Source organism: Paenibacillus sp. BGI2013, assembly GCF_002843485.1.
In the GTDB taxonomy this organism is placed as follows: Bacteria; Bacillota; Bacilli; order Paenibacillales; family Paenibacillaceae; genus Paenibacillus; species Paenibacillus amylolyticus.
The window spans coordinates 589,064-607,608 of record NZ_PJFA01000004.1 but is presented as its reverse complement, the minus strand read 5'-3'; the positions used below and the strand labels follow the sequence as shown (position 1 = coordinate 607,608).

The window sequence follows — 18,545 nt, the reverse complement described above, 5'->3', positions numbered from 1 at the left end:
CGTAGAAACAATGAAGAAGAAATAGTATAGAGGTGAAACCATGGGACAAAAAGCAATTAGCGTTTTTCAAACCTGTATTCCGTTATTTCAGGTGTTAAGTGACAACCATCGTCAATCCATTTTGCTGACACTCACCGAGAAGGGCAGAATGACGGTGAATGAAATTACCGAACAATCCAGCCTATCCCGGCCAGCCATATCTCATCATCTCAAGCTGTTGTTAGAGAAAGGGCTTATATCTGTGGAACAGAAGGGCACACAGCGTTATTATTCGGCTTCATTGAATGCATCGGTGGAACTGCTGAAGGAACTGGTAGCTGCTTTGGAAGAAGAGTGTCTGTAGATTAATCGTGATAAAACATGCTTTTGCATGTGCCTTATAGGTTCGTAAGTTTAAACGCTTGATCAATAATGAATAGAGGAGTATGTATATATGACAACGACTATACAGGAAGTAACCAGTCAGGAAGTTGAACAGATTTTAGAGCAGCAACGACAGTTCTTTCGTTCCGGGGCCACAAGATCGGCAGAAGCTCGAATTGCCCGTCTGACCCAACTGAAGCAGGCCATTCAAAAGTACGAATCCAGACTGACAGAAGCTCTCTATCAGGATTTGGGCAAAAGTGAGTTTGAATCCTACACAACCGAGATCGGATTTATGATGGATAGCATCACACACACCATTCGTAAAGTCAATAAATGGGTGAAACCCGTTAAAGTGAAAACGCAAATGGCACTCCTTGGTTCGAAAAGTTATATCATACCCGAACCCTACGGGGCGGTTCTGATTATCGGACCGTTTAATTATCCTTTTCAACTCTTAATCGAACCATTGGTAGGTGCTATTGCAGCAGGTAACACAGCCGTGCTCAAAGCGTCAGAGAATACACCTGCGGTGTCCGCTGTTGTACGTGAAATGATTGCGAGTGTGTTCGAACCGGCATACGTACAAGTGCTCGATGGTGCAAAAGATACAACAACAGCGCTGATTAACGCGCCATTCGACTATATCTTTTTTACAGGCAGTGTACCGGTTGGTAAGATTGTGATGGAGGCAGCTGCCAAAAATCTCGTTCCCGTTACGTTAGAACTGGGAGGCAAAAGTCCGGTCATCGTTGATGAACAGGCGGATATCAAAGTAGCAGCTGAGCGCATTATATGGGGCAAACTGCTCAATACAGGACAGACCTGTATCGCACCCGATTATTTACTTGTGCATGAGCGCGTGAAGGAACCGTTAATTACAGAGATGAAGGCAGCAATCGTGTCTTTCTTTGGTTCGGATATCCAGCACAACAAGGACTATGGGCGAATCGTGAACAAGGGACATTTTAAACGTCTGACGACTTTGATTGAGCGGGATCAGGCCAAAGTGATATATGGGGGAGCTTCGGATGAGGAAGATCGCTTCATTGAACCTACACTGATTGATGCGGAGTCCTGGGATGCAGCAACGATGGAAGATGAGATTTTTGGACCGATTCTGCCGATCATTAGTTATCGTAACCTGGATGAAGCCATTGTAGAAATCGTAAAGCGGCCGAAACCACTCGCCTTGTATCTGTTCACTTCCGACACCCGGGTTCAGGACAAAGTGCTGCGCGAAGTTTCTTTTGGAGGCGGCTGCATTAACGATACCATCACGCATGTAGCGAATCCACGTCTGCCGTTTGGCGGTGTTGGTCATTCTGGTGTTGGCTCGTATCATGGGCAGTACAGCTTCGAAACCTTCTCTCATCTCAAAAGTGTACTGAAAAAAAGCACCAAATTGAATCTGCCGATTCTGTATCCACCGTATGATAACAAGCTGAAGCTGATTAAGCGTTTGTTGAAATAAATAAGAAAGACAAACAGCCTGCTACTGGACCTATTCCAGAGCAGGCTGTTCCTGTCGGTAACGGGAGGGTGACATGCCGGACCAGCGCTTGAATTGACGACTGAAATGGGCAATATCCTTATAACCAAGCATGACGGCAATATTTTGAACGGACAGCTTCGGATTGCCCAGAAGAAGCTTCGCTTCATGCAAAACCAACTGGGATAATACAGCACGTGGAGACTGACCAAACACCTGCTTGAACACGCGATTACAGTGAGAAGAACTGATGCCCAGCTCTGCTGCAATATCATCAATGCCATAGTGACCGTTGGACTCGTGTCCCTGTTTGAATTGCTGACTCATCAGGCCTTGCAACCGATTACGAATCTGGTGGGCGAGTTCGATCTTCTCGTGTCCGTCGGTAAACCAGTGAGCTGCCTCTTTCGAGACCGCCTCCCACAGATGGCCAAATAGTTCAAATACCGCAGATTGCAGCTGCATACGCTGTACCATCGTATTTGCTGTTTCATCATCCGCAGATGACATCAATTTGCGCAGAACCGGCTCAATCTGCTGTGTAACCGGACTATCGCTACTAAATCGCACTTGTTTGATGCGCGCCAGCAACGATAGGAACAACTGATCATCAATGTCAAAATGCATGCAAAAATACGTGAATCCCTTGCCGTTATGGCTCTGGCTGGAATGAATGCTTCCCGGAGGAATCAGGAGCAGTTCGCCAGCCTTTTGAATGTATAGGGTACCATTCACCATCATGCGTTGCTCGCCTTCCGTGACATAATTCAATTCATATTGAGGGTGCTCATGTGCCGGATAATCCCAGTCCATACCCACACTTCGTAAATGAATGGCAAACAGATTGACCGTTGTTTGTACATCTGGATAAAAAACTTCATGGACACTTTCTCCCAAAGTAGGAGGCAAATACGTTGAAGACATGGAAGATCCCCCTTCATATGAGGTTGTTCAAAAAATGTGATTTTGATTACGCACGTATATCTAATGGAATTTTTTTGTGTAACCGCTTTAATCTATTATAGTCTATCAGCTTGATTTGGGTAAATATCCGATTGATTTGATCATGGTCGGAGGTGGAACCACGTGTTAGGATGGGGCTAATGAAAACGTATGCAACCATTCTGAGAGGGGTTATGATTCATGAATACGTCCAAATCCATCTTTTATAATGCACATCACGCACCGATTGGTGCTTTTGCGAGTTTTACACTGGGTTACAAAGGAGCCAAAGGCGGGCTGGGTCTTGAACTCGGCAAGCCGGCTGACCAGAATGTATATATTGGATTACAATCTCGCGATGGCGACCATTATCAGGCGCTTCCTTTTTATGAAGCTTCCGAGGATGAGAGCAGCCGCTATGATGTAGAGAAGTTGGAGAATGGGGACACTGCGTCGACAACAGCGACCAAAGTTCCACAACCTCTTATTACGGCTTTTCGCGATGAAGATATTACCCGTGAATTTACCTCAGGTACGGATACGTGGACTGCTGGAGATCTGACGTTCCGTATCTACTCGCCTGTACGTCCAGTACCTGATCCAACGAATGGGGATCGTGAAGAATTAATGGATGCACTCGTACCTGCCGTATTGGTTGAGATGACGATTGACAATACGGAAGGTCAACAATCCCGCAAAGCCTACTTTGGCTATCAGGGCAATGATCCGTACTCTGCGATGCGTCTGATTGGAGGACCGGAAGGTGGCTCCATCACAGGTGTGGGACAAGGTCGACTTACAGCGATTATGTCAGCAGATGACGGACTGTGGCCCGCACGCGGATTTACGTTGGAGAAACTGTTGCAGGAGAAACATCGGGAGAATCTGGCATTTGGACTTGGCTCAACCGCTGCACTACTGATGGAGGTTCCGGCTGGAGAGAAACGTACGTATCAATTCGCAGTATGTTTCTATCGCGGGGGCATTGTGACGACCGGAATGGACACAACGTATTGGTATACGCGGTACTTCTCCGATATTCAGGCAGCAGGAGAGTATGCACTTCAACGCTTCAGTGAGTTGACTGCATCCTGTGGAGAGGTTGAACAGCGCCTTGGATCGACTGCTTTGACCGAAGATCAATCATTCATGCTTGCTCATTCCATTCACAGCTATTATGCCAGTACTCAACTGCTGGATGCCGATGGTGAGCCACTCTGGGTGGTGAACGAAGGGGAGTATCGGATGATGAACACACTTGATCTGACGGCTGATCAGTTGTACTTCGAGCTTGCCTTGAATCCATGGACGGTGCGTAATGAGCTGGAGTGGTTTGTGAAACGATACAGTTATACGGATCAGGTTCGTTTCCCGGGGGAAGAGAAGTTATATCCGGGCGGAATCACCTTTACCCATGATATTGGTGTTGCCAATGTGTTCTCACGCCCTGGACACTCGGCATATGAGCTGGTTGGCATTGACGACTGTTTCTCACAGATGAGCCACGAGGAGCTGGTGAACTGGCTCTGCTGCGCGACAGTATACATTGAACAGACACAGGATCAAGCTTTTGTGAAAAACATCTTGCCTGTTATCCAAGATTGCTTCGAAAGCATGCTTAATCGGGACCATCCCGACGCAGAGCAGCGTAACGGTCTGATGGGTCTGGATAGCAGCCGTACCCAAGGTGGAGCGGAAATTACAACTTACGACAGCCTGGATGTGTCACTTGGTCAGTCTCGCAATAATATCTATCTGGCGGGTAAATGTTGGGCGGTCTATGTTGCATTGGAGAAGCTGTTCGCAACTGAGAAGTTGGCCGATCTGTCCCATCAAGCAGGGCTTCAAGCGGATCGCTGCGCTGCCAGTATTGCTGCACAGTTGACTGATGGCGGCTACATTCCAGCTGTTATTGCAGAAAATAATGATTCTCGAATCATTCCGGCGATTGAAGGTTTGGTGTTCCCGTACTTTACAGGCTGTGAAGCAGCACTGGATGTCAATGGTCGCTTTGGACCTTATCTGAAAGCACTCCAAACTCATCTGAAGACGGTTCTTGTACCGGGAACATGTCTGTTCGAAGATGGAGGCTGGAAACTGTCCTCAACAAGCAATAACTCGTGGCTGAGCAAAATCTATTTGTCCCAGTTTATCGCTAGAGAGCTGCTGGGTGTGGAATGGAATGAGACAGGCAAGGCTGCAGACGCGGCTCATGTCAACTGGCTGCTGCATCCGGAGGAATCCTACTGGTGCTGGAGTGATCAGATCCTGTCTGGTGTGGCAGTTGGCAGCAAGTACTATCCGCGTGGTGTAACGTCGATCCTATGGCTACTCGAAGGAAAAGGGAATCACCTTGGGCAGATCTATGCCAGCAAGGAGGCGGTACAATGAGCCAATCCGTCGTTCAATCTGCTTTGTCGGGTCCACAGTACGATGCGTGGCTGGGGTATCACTCTGAATTGCCAAGAGCGAATGAGTTTACCAAAAAGACGGCTCCTGCATGGAGCAAACTTATACTGGCGGAAGAGAACCATGGAGTGATCACAACAGCTCTGACCGAACTTTCACGGGGACTGGAGAGGTTATATGGCGTGAAACCGTCGGTCAGTCATCTGTCTGATGCTCAGGAAAATGAACGGGACAATCTCGCTTCCGCTCCCGCAATACGAATCGGCACTTGGACAGGGAGCGATTCCGTGGCTGGGTCGTTCAGTGAGACAGAGCGTTCAACTGTTCAAGGAGAAGGGTACATCATTCGTGAGAACGAGACCGAGGGTGTACTGGTCATTGGTTCAGAGACTCCTCAAGGTGTGTTGTATGGTGCATTCCATCTGCTTCGGGAACTGACAATGGATCAAGGAATTGCAAGTAAGGCGGATGACGCTGTGAGTAAGTGGAGCTTCATTACAGAGCAGCCAACCAATGCGCTACGGATGATTAATCAGTGGGATAACGTGGACGGCAGCATTGAGCGTGGGTACGCAGGAGAATCCATTTTCTATGATAACGGGGAATTCACGCTGGACTTGGGACGCATCCGGGATTACGCACGTTTGCTCGCTTCCACGGGAATCAATGCCATATCGATCAACAACGTCAATGTACACCGCCGTGAGAGTCTGTTTCTGACGGAACGTTATCTTAGTGATGTGGCGAAGGTTGCCGCTGAATTCAGAGCGTATGGTATTCGACTGTTCCTTAGCGCCAACTACGCAAGTCCAATTGAGATTGGTGGATTACGTACGGCTGATCCGCTGGATGCGCAGGTACGGGAATGGTGGAACATTCAAACGGCCAAGGTGTACGCAGCGATTCCGGATTTTGGCGGTTACCTGATCAAGGCAGACTCCGAGAATCGTCCGGGACCGTTCACGTATAACCGTGATCATGCCGATGGTGCGAACATGCTGGCTGAAGCCCTTCGGCCATTCGGTGGATTGGTCATCTGGCGTTGCTTTGTCTATAACTGCAAGCAGGACTGGCGGGATCGTTCCACTGACCGTGCACGTGCAGCCTATGACCACTTTAAGCCGCTGGACGGGCGTTTTGCCGAAAATGTCATTTTGCAAATCAAAAACGGGCCGATGGACTTTCAGGTGAGAGAGGCAGTATCCCCGCTGTTCGGCGCCATGGAAAATACAAATCAGGTGATTGAATTTCAGATCACACAGGAGTATACGGGGCAACAACGTCATCTCTGTTATCTGGTTCCCCAGTGGAAAGAAGTATTGGACTTTGACACATACGCCAAAGGCGAAGGTTCAGAGATCAAGCGAATCGCGGACGGTTCTCTGTATAAACGACCATACAGTGGCTTCGCCGCAGTATCCAATATTGGTGCAGATGCCTGTTGGACAGGACATCCACTCGCGCAGGCGAATCTATATGGATATGGAAGACTTGCGTGGAACCCGGAGCTGTCCGCGGAAGAGATTGCCGATGAGTGGGTGAGACTCACTTTTGGACATGAAGACGAAGTTGTGCGGCAAGTTACGGGCATGCTTTTGACTTCACTAGATATCTATGAGAATTATACGGCGCCTCTCGGTGTGGGCTGGATGGTTAACCCGGAACATCATTACGGGCCGAATGTAGATGGATACGAGTATTCCAAATGGGGAACGTATCACTTTGCCGATTGTCATGGCATTGGTGTAGATCGAACCGTGAACAGCGGTACAGGATACACGTCACAGTATCACCCTGAGAATGCTGATCGTTATGAGTCCGTAGACACCTGTCCGGATGAGCTGATCTTATTTTTCCATCACGTGCCATACACCCATGTTCTGCATTCGGGTAAAACGGTCATTCAGCATATTTATGATACACACTTTGAAGGTGTTGCGCAGGCAGAGGCGTTAGCCGAGACATGGAGAGGGCTGGAGGGTAAAATCGACCCAGTCATTTTCAGCAAAGTTGCTTCATTACAGGACAATCAGGCCGAACATGCCAAGGAATGGCGGGACATGATCAATACGTACTTCTATCGCAAGAGCGGCATAGCGGATGAACAAGGTCGAACTATCTATTGAGTGGAATTGCGGATGCAGATGAACTTGGTAATTAGGAAGGAAGTAAGAAGATACCTTGTTTTCTTTGATGTACAATAGACAGCATGGACATACATGAGGAGGAGAACCGTATGGGACAACATCAACTGCCCGAGACCATGAAAGCTGCTATCATGACAGAGCCAGGACACATTATTATTGAGGAACAACCCGTCCCGCAACCGGCAGCGGATGAGGTGTTAATCCAGGTAATGGCTGTCGGGGTATGTGGCTCGGATGTGCATTATTTTGAACATGGGCGCATTGGCAGATTTGTGGTGGAGAAACCGATCATTCTGGGTCATGAGTGTGCGGGGATCATTGCTGCTGTTGGCTCGAACGTATCCCGTCTGAAAACAGGGGATCGAGTTGCTATTGAGCCTGGGGTGACTTGCGGACGTTGCTCGGCATGCAAGGAAGGTCGTTATAACCTGTGTCCGGATGTACAATTTCTAGCGACCCCTCCGGTGGATGGGGCATTTGTACAGTACATGGTGATACGTGAAGATATGGTATTCCCGATCCCGGATCATCTGTCTTATGAGGAAGCAGCTATGAACGAGCCATTCTCTGTTGGTATTCACGCTGCACGCCGCAGCAAGTTGGCTCCGGGTACAACCCTGGCGATTATGGGTATGGGTCCCGTTGGACTCATGGCTGTGGCTGCTGCCAAATCTTTCGGTGTAGAGAAGATCATTGTAACGGATCTGGAGGAAGTTAGGCTGGAAGCAGCTCGCCGCATGGGTGCCACTCATACCATTAATGTGCGGAATGAAGATGCGCTGGCTGTGATTCGCGAGTTAACAGGTGGTGTGGGTGTTGATACCGCATGGGAAACAGCGGGGAATCCAAAGGCGTTACAATCTGCTCTGTATTCACTTCGACGTGGAGGCAAACTTGCGATTGTGGGCCTGCCTGCACAGGACGAGATCGCACTCAATGTTCCATTTATTGCGGACAATGAAGTTGATATCTATGGCATATTCCGTTATGCCAATACTTATCCGGCAGGAATTGAATTTCTGAGCTCCGGCCAGCATGACGTGATGTCCCTGATTACAGATCGTTATTCACTCGAAGAGACACAGCAAGCGATGGAGCGTGCATTACACAATAAAAGCGGCAGTCTGAAGGTCATGGTATATCCGAATGGTATGTAAGAACAACCTGGAAGAGTCCTGCGGTTCAGGACTCTTTTTTTGTTTTTTTTGCAAAAAAGTATGGGTCAAGCTCCCATAACATGGTATAATTCATGAAGATTTTAATATATAAATGGATACACACCATATTGGTGAATAAGTACTTAGCGAAAGGAACTGAAGGTTGTGAGAGTACATGAATTTATGATACACGCTGATTTTCATCGGGATGATTTGATGTCGGTATCTTCTCAAGCGTCGCGTTTTTCCTCGGATATTATTTTGTCGTATATGGAGTCTGAGCATGAGCATCGTGTAGATGTCAAAAGCCTGCTTGGAATGGCGTTACTACCCATTCGATATGGTAGTGTTGTCAGATTACAGACAAGAGGCAGGGATGAACTGGAGGCTTTGGAGTACATGTTGAATGTACTGGAGAAAGGGACGGCGTGACACCTGATTAGGTGCAAAATCACAGATATCATATTTTTTTTAGCTATTCCTCAAAACCTGCTGGTACTTTGTCCAAAAAAAGAGTATAATAAAATGTAGTTTGATTCTAAAGAAGTACCCATATTAAAGGAGTGTAAATAGATTATGCCAAAAGTTGACATCCATCCAAAGACACAACTCGTAATTTTTTACGATGCAAGTGCTGATTTCAAATTCCTGAGTTCTTCCACGAAGTTCTCTAACGAAACTATGGAATGGGAAGACGGTAACTCTTACCCAGTAATCCGTGTGGACACTAGTTCCGCATCCCACCCGTTCTTCACTGGTAAACAAAGAAACGTGGATATCGGTGGCCGTGTTGATAAATTTAACCGTAAATACAACATCACCAAATAAGTTTGTCCATACATTACAAAAAAACCTCGGGATTTGTCCTGAGGTTTTTTTGTGTACATTAAAAATTAATTCAACCAATTATTGCGCTTACAACACATTCGGATGTACACTAGGAAACGAGTACGAACATATTGGAGGAGGAAATAGAGATGAGCAGCATCACACATATGGTAACGTTTACACTTTACGCGGGTAAAGATACACCGGAGGCCGAAGCCTTTTTGAAGGAAAGTTCAGATGCACTGGCTGTCATTCCTGGGGTAGAGCAATTTCAGGTTCTGAAACAGGTAAGTGAGAAGAATGAGTTTGACTACAGTTTCTCGATGGTCTTTGTGGATCAGGCTGCGTATGATGCATATAACAATCACCCGGTTCACCGTCAATATGTAGAAGAGCGTTGGGAAAAGGAAGTCAGTCGCTTCCAGGAAATTGATCTCATTCAACATCATAATTAATAGTCTCCACATATAGGGAAAAAGTTGAACTACCATATACAGCATTGAACAATGCTGTATATCTCTCTGAATAATGCGTAATTAATGAACAAAAGTAACATATTTCCGAAATCGTTTTCGACCAAATGGATTCAAGGAGGTTTTCGCTGTTATGCAATTGGATCTCTCAGGAAAAACGGCTCTGGTTACAGGCGCAACCGGACAGCTGGGGAGAGTCATCGCCCGCACGTTGGCAGCCTGTGGCGCCAATCTGGCTCTACATTACATAAATAATGATACCAAGGCTCGGGAGCTTCAAGGTGAGATTGAAGCACTCGGTCGTCAGGCTGTTATTGTACAGGGAGATATTACAAAGCGGGATACAGCATTTCGGATGCGTGATGAGATTCAGTCTGTCCTCGGCGGAGTGGATATCGTTGTTGCCAATGCGGTCATTCAATATGAATGGACAACGGTGTTGGAACAGTCTCCTGAAGATTACTTGAGCCAGTTTGAATCCTGTGTCATGCAAAGTGTGTATCTTGCCAAAGCTTTCATACCGCATATGCAAAACGTCAGAGCCGGTCGCTTCATTGGTATCAATACAGAATGTGCGATGCAAAATTTCGCTCATCAATCGGCCTACACCGCTGGTAAGCGTGGAATGGACGGTGTATATCGCGTACTTGCCAAGGAGGTTGGTGAGTATCAGATTACCGTAAACCAGGTTGCACCTGGATGGACAATTAGTGAACGTGATCGGTCCAGTGAGCCTGGACATGATGAGGCATATACGCGTACCGTGCCGCTGAAGCGCAGGGGTGAAGATCAGGAAATCGCCAATGCGGTAGCTTTTCTCGCTTCGGACCTGTCCTCATTTATCACAGGTGCCTATATCCCGGTTAGTGGTGGCAATGTGATGCCTGCTATCTAGTGTCTGATTGAATTCGGGGATTTCACATAAAAATGAATTAACTGAGTTTAACCGTAATCCGTTTGTCATTCGACAAGCGGATTTTTTGGCATTTTGCTATAGCTGGAATAAAGGTTTAAGGGGCTGGTTTTGTTTCATATATCCAGACATACATATTGAGTTGGTTCGGTTTTCGAAAGATTGGGGTATAAGAATAGGTATATTAACCGAGTGGAAACATAATCAAAATGAGCAATTAAAGGAGACCCATCACTTATGAAAAAAACAGTCGCGGACGTTCTGGTTGAATCCTTATTGAACGCTGGCATCAAACGTATATATGGCATTGTTGGAGACTCCTTGAATGCGGTACTCGACTCCATTCGTCGTTCTGGGAAGATTGAATGGATTCATGTACGACATGAAGAAGTAGCTGCATTTGCTGCTGGGGCGGACGCTGAGGTCAGTGGAAGTATCGCTGTCTGCGCAGGTAGCAGTGGTCCTGGTAATATGCATCTGATTAATGGTCTGTATGACTGTCACCGCAATCGTGTTCCTGTACTCGCTATCGCTGCACATATCCCAAGTGACGAGATTGGCAGTGAATATTTTCAGGCGACCCATCCGGAGTATCTGTTTCAGGAATGTAGTCATTATTGTGAAGTCATTACAACAGCCAAACAGATGCCGCGTTCTCTGACGATGGCCATTCAGACAGCAGTTGCACGTTCGGGTGTGTCCGTCGTTGTATTGCCGGGGGATGTAGCAGGACTTGAAGCAGCGGATCTTCCTGTACCTGAGCATGTGTATCACGCAACCAACCCCGTGGTACATCCTTCTGAGCCGGAACTCGTGAAACTGGCGGAGTATCTGAATCAAGGCAAAAAAATTACGTTGTTGTGCGGTGCAGGCTGCGCGGGCGCTCGGGAACCCCTTATGCAGCTCTGTGATCGCTTGAAATCCCCGATGGTTATTGCACTACGAGGCAAGGAATATTTGGAGTATGACAACCCCTATTCCGTGGGTCTTACGGGTCTAATTGGGTATTCATCCGGTTATCATGCCATGATGGACTGTGATGTATTATTAATGCTGGGAACGGATTTCCCATATCGTCAATTCTATCCCGAAGATGCAAAAGTCCTTCAGGTCGACATTCAATCTTCCCATCTGGGTCGGCGCACGAAGCTGGATTACGGCGTATGTGGGGATGTGAAAGCGACCATTGAAACTTTACTTCCTTATCTAACAGAAGAACACAGTGACAAACATCTGCGTAAAAGTGTGGATCGTTATGTGAAAGTACGCAAAGATCTGGACGAGCTGGCCGTTGGAAAACCGGGTAAAAAGCCCATTCATCCGCAGTACCTGACCAAGGTCATTAGTGATGCCGCAGCTGAAAATGCTATCTTCACCTGTGATGTCGGTACTCCGACAGTATGGGCGGCCCGTTATATCGAGATGTCTCGTAATCGCAGACTGCTCGGTTCATTCAGTCATGGTACGATGGCAAACGCTTTGCCACAGGCCATTGGTGCTCAGGTCGCTGATCCGGGCAGACAAGTCATCTCTTTGTCGGGTGATGGCGGTATTACGATGCTGATGGGTGATCTGTTGACATTGAAACAGCATAATCTGCCGATTAAAGTTGTGGTGTTTAATAATGGAGCACTCGGTTTTGTTGAGCTGGAGATGAAAGCTGCCGGATTCCTGGAATCGGGAACAGAGCTTGTCAATCCCAACTTTGCGATGGTTGCTCAAGCCATGGGCATGGAAGGTATTCGGGTTGAGGATCCGGATGAACTCGAAGGAGCTGTACAGCGTGCGCTTCAGCATGAAGGTCCTGTGTTGATTGACGTGGTGGTGAATCGTCAGGAATTGTCCTTACCTCCGAAGATTGAGTTCAAACAGGCGGAAGGATTCACCTTATGGATGATGAAAGCCGTGCTCAACGGACGAGGGGACGAAATTATTGAATTGGCAAAAACGAATTTGCTGCGTTAAAGTGTTTCAAAAAGCGGATATGCACCGTTTGAAGTTGTAGAGATACTGACTTAAAAAGTATTGTATATGTAAAAGAGGAGCATGCAACAAGACGTTATAGTTGTATGCTCCTTCAATAAAAATGCTGAATATGTGACAAGTGATATAGTATGAATACATATTATATGATTTGTTTTTATATCGAAAGTCTATTAGAATAGGTAAAGTCAGGAAGGTTTTATGCCATTTTTGACCTACATATTGCATCATTGCATGTAAGTACGTTTCATATCGTATTCATCGATCCAATCACAAGATGACACACATACATGGAGGAGATCAACATGAGTCACGCAGGAAAAGTAGCCATTATTACTGGAGCAGGAAGTGGATTGGGCCAAGCAGCAGCATTGAAGCTGGCTGAGAAGGGTGCATCCATTGTCGTTGTGGATCTTGTCGAAGAGACAGGTCTTGAAACGGTTAAGCAGATTGAGAAGCTGGGAAGTAAAGCTATTTTTGTACAAGCAGATGTAAGTAAAGCACCTGAAGTTGAGAATTATGTGAAAAAAACAGTCGAAGAGTTCGGACGAATCGACATGTTCTTTAATAATGCAGGTATTGCAGGTCCTGGTATTAAGCTGATTGAACATACGATTGAGCAGTTTGACCAGATTATTGATATTAACCTGAGAAGTGTATTCTACGGGTTGAAGTATGTAATTACTGAAATGCTCAAAACAGGTGGGGGTTCCATTCTGAACACGGCCTCCACAGCCGGTATTGTTGGTGTACCCGCAGTTGCACCATACGCAGCAACCAAACATGGCGTAGTGGGCTTGACCCGCACAGCTGCGATTGAATATGGCAAGGACAACATTCGTGTAAATGCGATTGCACCAGGTACAATTGAGACACCGATGGTCATTCAGTTCGGTAAAGACAATCCTGAAGTGTTCAAGGCAACTGTTGACAGCATTCCATCCGGACGTCTGGGCAGACCGGAAGAGATCGCGAACTTGGTTTCCTTCCTGCTTGGAGATGAAGCGCCTTATATCAATGGTGCAGTATATCCGATCGATGGTGCAGTTACGGCCCAATAAGAGTTCTGCTTATCGGTAATAGAATAGCCGTTAAAATGGTTAAAGAGAGGCCACTGTTTGCATACAGTGCCTCTCTTTTTGGTTTGTCTTTTATACTACGAACTCATATCAGGCAGCGTTGTGAGATGTATCGGTGTGTGTACTTTTCGCAGATCCTGAACGATACGAGCCTATAACGATGATGACGGCAACAGCAACCCCGACAGCGCCAATCCAGGTAATGGATGATAATGAAACGCTGCTGACCGCGATTCCGCCAATACCTGCGCCGGCAGCCATGGCTAATTGCATAACCGAACTATTCAGACTTAGCATAATGCCAGAGGATTCCGGAGCCATGGTGACCAGGTTATATTGCTGAGTTGGACCCGAAGACCAGGCGGCAAAAGACCACAAAATCAGAACAAGGAAGACAGCGAGATGAGAGCTTGCTGTTATATTCAACAGGACCAGACTTACGATATGCAATGTCATGCCTGTGATCAGCGTTCGTTTGACACCCAATCGGTCAGCACTGAACCCTCCAACTTTTGAACCGATCAGACTTGCTATGCCAAATGCGAGTAAAGCTGAACTGAGTAGTGCTTCGCTCATTCCTGAAACGGATACAAGGTAAGGTGAAATGTACGTGTAGGCAATGGAATAACCACCTAACCAGAAAAATGTCACCAGCAGTGCCAAAACAATTCGTGGCTGTTTGAGCAAAGACAGTTGTTTCTTCAGCGGAACAGGCGCTTCTGCTTTGGAAGGCGGAATGGCGGCCGCAATTACCAGCATGGCGAGAACGCCAAGAACAGCGATACCGGCAAAAACAAGCTTCCAATCCCAAGATGCAGCCACAAGCCTTCCGAGCGGAACGCCAACAATCCCAAGATGCAGCCACAAGCCTTCCGAGCGGAACGCCAACAATCAAAGAAGCCGTAAATCCAGTGATTACTGTGGCGATTGCACTAGCTTGTTTGCCCTCCGCCGCTATTTGGGAAGCAACCGTTAATGCCGTGATAACAACAACACCCGCGCCTAAAGCCATCAACACTCGTGCTGCGACGAACAGTCCATAACCCGGCAACAGGTAAGCAAGAACATTAGCCACAACGAATAGACCGAGGAAGTATAACAACAGCTTGCGACGGTCCCAGCGTGAAGTCGATGCAATAATGACAGGTGTACCTAGCGCATATACAAGTGAAAAAATCGTAATGAGCTGTCCGGCAGCGATTAAAGAGATATTCATGGTATCTGCAATGCGATCCAAAATGCCGGCAATGACATATTCGGACGTTCCCACAAGGAAACTGACCAAGGCAAGAACATAGATTTTGAGCGTAGAAGACATGGAAACATAACCTCTTTCTGATTATTATTATATTTTTAGAAATATAGAAATAAAGACGATAGAACAAGACATGAATGCTCTGAATGCAACCCATCTGCGCGAATGGTAATGCTACAACTTAGATAATGAATAATGGCATAAGCGTTAACTTAGGTGACCTAGTTCTACTAATAAATATTGTACATTGTTTCAATATTTCTAATTATATAGAAATATGACTCAAATTTTTTTATTTATTTAGCAGATAGGGAACAAACTTTTGTGCGGTCTCCGTGTTCAGGCTGTAGTAGATATACGTACCTTTCTTTTGCGATGTAAGCAGACCACAATCGGACAGCTGTTTCAGGTGATGAGACAGAGTCGATAGGGCAACCGTAACAAGGCGGCTCTCCAGATCGGCAGGACACAGGTTGCTTTCGCCCGATAAAATCTGAATGATTTTGTAGCGTGTTTGTTCGCCCAGCGCTTTATGAATTTTGACAACTTGTTCAATCTCATTTGAGTTTGATTGCATAATGATCGGTCCTTTCGTCTTTATTTCTTATTTCTAGTAATATAGAAATAACAGTAGCATATGTTGTTTGAAAAGTAAACTCTCGGACGAAGATTCCATACTTTCTACTGCGTCTGTGTTAACAGCCGAAAGTCTGGAGTAACTTCCCCCGAGAGTTATGTGAGTTGTATATTACCGATCCAGAGAATCAACATAGTCTTTGGCTTCCTTCAACGAAAGACCTCTGGCTTCACGCAGTCGTTTGATCGCCATAATTTTTTTCCCTTGTTGTATAAGTGTAAGCAGTTCCTGATCCAGATCCGTTTGGGCTGGTTGGCTTGTATGGGAAGGAGGTGCTTCCTTCGGCGACAAGGTGTAATTGAAGTCGGATCGGACGCTGCCGGTTGAACCGTTCTCCAGACGCTCGACATCTCTTTTCAATTCATTTAATTTGCGTTGCAGGCTGGTGACTCTGACCAGTAACACAAAGATCAGAAGCAGCAAAACGATCCATACCAAGGTGTTCATTTCCATGATGTAATGTGCCTCACTTTCATTTATTCATATTTAGCCATTATTTTAGTTGAACCGGGATTTCCTTGACACCACGAACATTCATACCTGGTCTCCATTCCAGTTCATTCACATCTGCCTGAAGCTGTATATTTGGAAAACGATTCAGAAGTGTGCTGACTGCAATCTCACCTTCCAGACGAGCAAGCGGTGCTCCAAGGCAGAGATGAATGCCTTTGCCAAAAGCCAGATGCGAACTCTTCTCGCGTGTGATATCGAAAATATCAGCATCCTTAAACTGCTGTTCGTCCCGGTTGGCGGAATCAAGCGCAACAATGACAAGATCACCTTGAGCGATACGTTGTCCACGGAATTCAATATCTTCCAGAGCCCAGCGGGATGTGCTGAACTCCACCGGTCCATTATAGCGAAGCATCTCTTCAATGGCATTGTGAATAAGCTCGGGCTGGTTGATGAGCAGTTCGCGTTGCTCCGGATGCTCCAGCAGGGCGAGAATCCCATTTCCAATCAGATTCACGGTTGTTTCATGACCGGCAATAATTAATAAGGAGACAACGCCAAGCAGTTCTCGTTCAGTTAACTGCTGCCCGGATTCTTCCGCAATGACGAGCTGGCTGATCAGATCAGTGCCGGGATCTTGGCGAACTTTCGCAAACCAGGCCGTCAGGTAATCCGTAAACTCTCTGGCATGCTGCTCAAACAGCTCGGCGCTCTCGGCTATGGAAGCATCAATTATCGTATTGGACCAGATGCGGAATTTGTCACGATCCTCAAGAGGGACTCCCAGAATTTCACTAATGACAATGATGGGCAGCGGGAAGGCAAAGTCATCGATCAGATTCATTTTTTCCTGTGACGGGAGGTTGTCCAGCAGTTCATCAGCAATGTCCTGAATATGGCTCCGCATGTCTGCGACCAGTTTGGGTGTGAATGCTTTCTGCACAAGTCCCCGAAGACGTTTATGATCCGGCGGATCGGAGAACAACATATTATTGGAGAAGATGCTTTGATTGTCAGCGCCGTAACGTCGGACCATATCTTTGCTGAAGCGAGGATCTTTCAGGATCCGGACTGCATCCTCGTATCGCGTAATAATCCAGCCGAATTCCCCGTGAGGAAACATGAGTCTGAAAACAGGCTCCTCTTTTCTTAACATTTCATATACCGGGTAAGGGTTATGCGTGAATTCTTTCGTGAAAAACGCTGGCTTTGAGGACTCGTTGGATTCATTCGGATTCAAATGCAGCATCTCCTCTCATATTCCTGCATAATACCTGCACCCTCTATATATTCAATACACAAGCTTTTGAAACCTTGTTTTTTCTTCATATGGATGATAGAGCAGGAAAATAGAGGAAGATGGAAGAAGACATGGTAGAGAGAATCGGTTATTATGCTTGGTAAAAATGAAAATGAGGTGAACGCTGACATGTCTTACGCACAACTTCCTTTGCATCACCACCAGATTCCGGCAAGTCGAATGGTTCTTGGCTGTATGCGGTTTGGGGGTGAATGGGATGGGCTCCCCATTACTTCAGATCTTGTCGTAGAAGGTCATCGAGCTGTAGAAGCAGCTATCGAAATAGGCATTAATCACTTTGACCTAGCGGATATTTACACACGTGGTAAGGCAGAGCATGTCTTGGGACGAGTTTTATCGGAAACTCCCGGTTTGCGTGAACAGATCATTATACAGTCGAAGTGTGGTATACGTCTTGTGGGTGATGATGAAGGGCCACAGCGTTATGACACCTCAGGTGCACATATCCTGGCGAGTGTGGACGGTATCCTGGAACGGCTCGGAATCGATTATCTGGATATTTTGCTGTTACATCGTCCTGATCCACTTGCCCATCCGCAAGAGATTGGAGAAGCACTGGCTGAGCTGCATCATTCCGGTAAAGTGCGCCATTTTGGTGTGTCCAACATGGGTTCTGAACAGATTCGTCTTCTTCAGCTTCATAGTAAAGTACCTCTGATTGTGAACCAGCTGGAGATGAGTCTGGACAAAATCGGATTCGTAGAGGCTGGTGTGACGGTAAATCGTCCTCAAGCCAGAGACAACGTGTTTCCCTATGGCACGATGGAATATTGTCAGGCAGAGCATATTCAACTGCAAGCTTGGGGTCCCCTTGCTCAAGGGCGATTTACTGGCAGGGTAGTTGAGGGACAGCGGGCTGAGATTGAGCATACGGCTCAATTGGTTGATCGAATGGCTAAGGAGCGTGGAGTTACACCGGAGTCTATTGTACTGGCTTGGTTAATGAAGCATCCAGCAGGGATTCAACCTGTCATTGGTTCGATTCGACCAGAACGTATTCTGGCCTGTCGTGATGCAACAAATATTGAGCTTACCCGTTATGAGTGGTACGAGCTGTATTCCGCTTCATGCGGGCGTAGAATGTAAGTAGGGA

At 46.6% G+C, this 18,545-nt stretch carries 16 protein-coding genes and 1 pseudogene; 12 read left to right on the top strand and 5 right to left on the bottom strand.

Annotated elements, in window-relative coordinates:
- The first annotated feature begins 40 nt into the window (after positions 1-40).
- Together CXK86_RS13645 and CXK86_RS13640 are read left to right on the top strand one after the other, a co-directional pair.
- Entirely contained in the window at positions 41-343 is a 303-nt protein-coding gene (locus CXK86_RS13645; protein ID WP_017688208.1) for an ArsR/SmtB family transcription factor, read from the top strand.
- 90 nt (positions 344-433) lie between these two features.
- Entirely contained in the window at positions 434-1,837 is a 1,404-nt protein-coding gene (locus CXK86_RS13640; RefSeq protein ID WP_074095359.1) for an aldehyde dehydrogenase, read from the top strand.
- A gap of 30 nt (positions 1,838-1,867) precedes the next feature.
- Here CXK86_RS13640 and CXK86_RS13635 read toward each other — a convergent pair whose 3' ends face one another.
- Complete coding sequence (locus CXK86_RS13635) at positions 1,868-2,779, bottom strand: AraC family transcriptional regulator (RefSeq protein WP_076250429.1); 912 nt, start codon at positions 2,777-2,779, stop codon at positions 1,868-1,870.
- Between the two features lie 219 nt (positions 2,780-2,998).
- Here CXK86_RS13635 and CXK86_RS13630 point away from each other — a divergent pair, with 219 nt between their 5' ends.
- From CXK86_RS13630 to CXK86_RS13590, 9 genes are all read left to right on the top strand, one after another.
- Positions 2,999-5,188 carry a glycoside hydrolase family 52 protein gene (locus CXK86_RS13630; RefSeq protein WP_076250432.1) on the top strand — a complete coding sequence of 730 codons (2,190 nt, stop codon included), beginning with the start codon at positions 2,999-3,001 and terminating at the stop codon, positions 5,186-5,188.
- The gene (locus CXK86_RS13625; RefSeq protein WP_076250434.1) at positions 5,185-7,332 is read left to right on the top strand and encodes an alpha-glucuronidase family glycosyl hydrolase; all 2,148 of its coding nucleotides are present in this window, start codon (positions 5,185-5,187) and stop codon (positions 7,330-7,332) included. Before CXK86_RS13630 ends, CXK86_RS13625 begins: the two co-directional genes overlap by 4 nt.
- 110 nt (positions 7,333-7,442) lie before the next feature.
- Positions 7,443-8,510, top strand: coding sequence for an NAD(P)-dependent alcohol dehydrogenase (locus CXK86_RS13620; protein WP_076250436.1), 1,068 nt, complete (start codon positions 7,443-7,445; stop codon positions 8,508-8,510).
- Positions 8,511-8,693: 183 nt separating this feature from the next.
- The gene (locus tag CXK86_RS13615) at positions 8,694-8,942 is read left to right on the top strand and encodes an HPr family phosphocarrier protein (RefSeq protein WP_017688214.1); all 249 of its coding nucleotides are present in this window, start codon (positions 8,694-8,696) and stop codon (positions 8,940-8,942) included.
- A 144-nt stretch (positions 8,943-9,086) separates the two neighbouring features.
- Entirely contained in the window at positions 9,087-9,338 is a 252-nt protein-coding gene (locus tag CXK86_RS13610; protein WP_036613829.1) for a type B 50S ribosomal protein L31, read from the top strand.
- Between the two features lie 149 nt (positions 9,339-9,487).
- Positions 9,488-9,793 (top strand): Dabb family protein, encoded by a 306-nt coding sequence (locus CXK86_RS13605; protein ID WP_076250438.1) that lies wholly within the window; start codon positions 9,488-9,490, stop codon positions 9,791-9,793.
- A gap of 151 nt (positions 9,794-9,944) precedes the next feature.
- A complete protein-coding gene (locus CXK86_RS13600) occupies positions 9,945-10,706 on the top strand; it encodes an SDR family NAD(P)-dependent oxidoreductase (RefSeq protein ID WP_076250441.1) in 762 nt (253 codons plus the stop codon).
- A gap of 255 nt (positions 10,707-10,961) precedes the next feature.
- Entirely contained in the window at positions 10,962-12,689 is a 1,728-nt protein-coding gene (poxB, locus tag CXK86_RS13595; protein ID WP_076250443.1) for a ubiquinone-dependent pyruvate dehydrogenase, read from the top strand.
- 323 nt (positions 12,690-13,012) lie between these two features.
- A complete protein-coding gene (locus CXK86_RS13590; RefSeq protein ID WP_076250445.1) occupies positions 13,013-13,768 on the top strand; it encodes an SDR family NAD(P)-dependent oxidoreductase in 756 nt (251 codons plus the stop codon).
- A 108-nt stretch (positions 13,769-13,876) separates the two neighbouring features.
- Here CXK86_RS13590 and CXK86_RS13585 read toward each other — a convergent pair.
- From CXK86_RS13585 to CXK86_RS13570, 4 genes and pseudogenes are all read right to left on the bottom strand, one after another.
- Positions 13,877-15,104 (bottom strand): annotated as a pseudogene (locus CXK86_RS13585) (MFS transporter).
- Between the two features lie 229 nt (positions 15,105-15,333).
- Positions 15,334-15,618 (bottom strand): ArsR/SmtB family transcription factor, encoded by a 285-nt coding sequence (locus tag CXK86_RS13580; RefSeq protein WP_036613842.1) that lies wholly within the window; start codon positions 15,616-15,618, stop codon positions 15,334-15,336.
- Between the two features lie 171 nt (positions 15,619-15,789).
- On the bottom strand, positions 15,790-16,131 hold the full coding sequence (locus tag CXK86_RS13575; RefSeq protein ID WP_076250447.1) for a ribosomal protein L7/L12: 342 nt from the start codon (positions 16,129-16,131) through the stop codon (positions 15,790-15,792).
- 40 nt (positions 16,132-16,171) lie between these two features.
- Complete coding sequence (locus CXK86_RS13570) at positions 16,172-17,380, bottom strand: cytochrome P450 family protein (protein ID WP_101313861.1); 1,209 nt, start codon at positions 17,378-17,380, stop codon at positions 16,172-16,174.
- A 180-nt stretch (positions 17,381-17,560) separates the two neighbouring features.
- On the opposite strand from CXK86_RS13570, the gene CXK86_RS13565 reads away from it, so the two are divergent.
- A complete protein-coding gene (locus CXK86_RS13565) occupies positions 17,561-18,538 on the top strand; it encodes an aldo/keto reductase (protein WP_076250649.1) in 978 nt (325 codons plus the stop codon).
- The last annotated feature ends 7 nt before the right edge of the window (positions 18,539-18,545 follow it).